The sequence below is a fragment of the Shewanella sp. POL2 genome (assembly GCF_000282755.1).
Taxonomy (GTDB): domain Bacteria; phylum Pseudomonadota; class Gammaproteobacteria; order Enterobacterales; family Shewanellaceae; genus Shewanella; species Shewanella xiamenensis.
In genome coordinates this window covers 1-2,315 of sequence record NZ_AKZL01000177.1, presented here as the reverse complement: position 1 = coordinate 2,315, position 2,315 = coordinate 1, and the positions used below count along the sequence as shown (strand labels likewise).

2 protein-coding genes and 2 pseudogenes are annotated in these 2,315 nt (G+C 41.0%); all 4 read right to left on the bottom strand.

The features are described 5' to 3' along the window. Positions 1-90 (bottom strand): annotated as a pseudogene (locus SHEWPOL2_RS22600) (transposase); the annotation flags it as partial. 438 nt (positions 91-528) lie between these two features. Further along, entirely contained in the window at positions 529-780 is a 252-nt protein-coding gene (locus tag SHEWPOL2_RS23000; RefSeq protein ID WP_157173885.1) for a hypothetical protein, read from the bottom strand. A 97-nt stretch (positions 781-877) separates the two neighbouring features. Beyond that, complete coding sequence (locus SHEWPOL2_RS21870) at positions 878-1,552, bottom strand: hypothetical protein (protein ID WP_037421390.1); 675 nt, start codon at positions 1,550-1,552, stop codon at positions 878-880. A 512-nt stretch (positions 1,553-2,064) separates the two neighbouring features. Further along, positions 2,065-2,315 (bottom strand): annotated as a pseudogene (locus tag SHEWPOL2_RS21865) (hypothetical protein); the annotation flags it as partial.

Here is a 2,315-nt window from a genome sequence, read left to right as displayed (position 1 = left end):
GCACAAAAAAGCCCTTCTGACACAGCGATTTATCACATGGTAGAAGGGCGTTGAATTAGCATCAATTAGCTGTCTTCTTGCCGAAGTCATAGCAAACTCCACACAGACAAAATCAGGATATTTTAAAGCCTAGTTGAAGGTGCTGAATAACACAAAAAATATGGCTGTCCCCGCTATTGCCGTTGGATAGTTCCCTTAACGGCATAAAATTTGGGGGAGACGATATTTAAGTGCTGAGTTATAGGTGAGCCATGGTATTCGCTCATCGACACGCAGCGAGTCCGTCCGTGGATGCTCGACCGCCCCGTCCATGGGGCGGACGGTCGTCTCGCAAACCACCATAGCTCACCTGCTTAGCATCGGCGTCGCATGTAGGTTTTAACAAAGAAATAAGCAACACAACTATAATTTTCGAATTTCGGATTAAAACTTCTATGTAGATAACGCTTGCCACACACGCGAGCAACGTGTTGCGAGTCGAGTGCCCAAAGGGCTTACGTTTGATGGCGTTTTTTAAATTGCATGACTTTACTCATGAGCTTTTTTAATTACCAACTGCTCACAACCTTTAAAGAAAATACCTTTATCAGCAAATTTTCTGCATAGACTTGGAGCAATGTCTGAAGCCATCGGACCTTCAATACCGCAAGAGCCACATAACAAATAAACAGTCCCCTCTATATTCCGAACACACCAACTAAATGGAATATGTCTCTTAGTACTGTCGTGCAGGATTTTTATGCCACACGCATCGCATTCATACTCGGTCAAGTTATTCACAGAACTTCCCCAATGCAATTTATCGCCCTGTTAAGGGGTTAGCAACGCAAAACTAAACGCAACGCATAGCAAAAATGCCACGCGTTGCGAATCACTCTTAAACAGTTTGTATAGCTAATTTCAGTTGACAATGCTCTAATACGAGCTTGCCTAAGACATCCCAAAAACGTGACAATACGTCGATAAAATCAGAAATGAAACCATCATGAATAATAAGGCGATTACCTGAAGTAAGAGATAATAACTTACTATTTTTGACAAAATTCTGAGCATGAGACTTATCGATTATGGAACCATTATGAACAATGAAGTTCCTCAGTTTGTTTACATTAGAAATAAACTCTTTCTCTTTTCCAATAGATTCAAAAGATAGGCTAACTACTTTTTTAAGATAAGAAAATGACCTAGTAATACCTCTATCTTTTAGGTCAGCAGCTTTAACACTAAATGCGAATACATCACCAAACTTTGTACAAAGAACATTCAGGTGGTGCTCTAATAAGTTAAAGATTGATATAAGCAATGATTCTCGATGAATACTGGGGAAGAGCTCAACCAATGTTGAGTCCCATTGATAAAAATCAATAATATCCTCATGAAACTTACTTTCAGAATGGCTTAACTTTGAAGATATTTCTGAGTCTAGTTCTTTAGATTTGGTACGCGATAACTCTTCAAGTTCGCAATTGAAGTGTTTAAAGTAAGTTAGCTCTTGTATTACTTGTTCGCAATAGAAAGGTAATCTACTTTTAAAAATTGTTAATGAATCCATTTCACCTTCTTACATCAATTGCCTTAGCTTAACGCCCGCTTAAGTGCTGAGCAACGCTACCACAATACTAAATTATTGTGCCGTAAACACAAAAGCTAAATCAAACCAAAATAGCCGAGCGTTGCGAATTAGCCTTGAAGCGTTTGTATGGCAACAGTAGTAGGAATTTTCGATTGAGATAACGAGCCGAAACACGAAAAGGGGCATAAAGCTTTTAGGCAGATGAACAGTTCGATGGTCGTTAAGATTGCCATTGTTGCGACAGTGACCTTCTAAAACATAGATGTTTTAGTCGAACCCCCATGGATACTTCTTGTGAAACAAATGGTCGGCGTGTCACTGGTGAAACAGTGGCAATGTGTATAACGCCGTATACTCTTCAGAAATCTTGCTTTGGGTAAAATGCTTTATGCCTGAATGGCATGTTTAATGGCAATGTATTCAGTGAATTATGCGATTCAGCGTTAAGTACCAGCGCCTTTCTTTGGTTATAAGAAAGGCGCTTTGTGTTTTTACTGTTTACGCTTTCTTCTGCGCCACGCGTAAGCGCCGAGTAGGGTGGCTATGATGGCAAAGCTAACGGCCACGGGCTTTTTCAGTTTGTGGTAAATCGCATTCCACTCGGCGATTTGGTTGGCTTTTTCCCGTTCGACGGCGCGGCCAAAGTCTGGGGTTTCACACTGCGTACCAAAATTCTCGGCCCAAGGCACACAGGGGCCGTTGGCGACGTATTTTTTATAGTAGCGTTGGGCGAGTTCATCAT

What these genes read in the sequence shown, in the direction of transcription:
- SHEWPOL2_RS21870 (WP_037421390.1), bottom strand. Translation starts at nt 1,552, where the DNA reads ATGGATTCATTAACAATTTTTAAAAGTAGATTACCTTTCTATTGCGAA.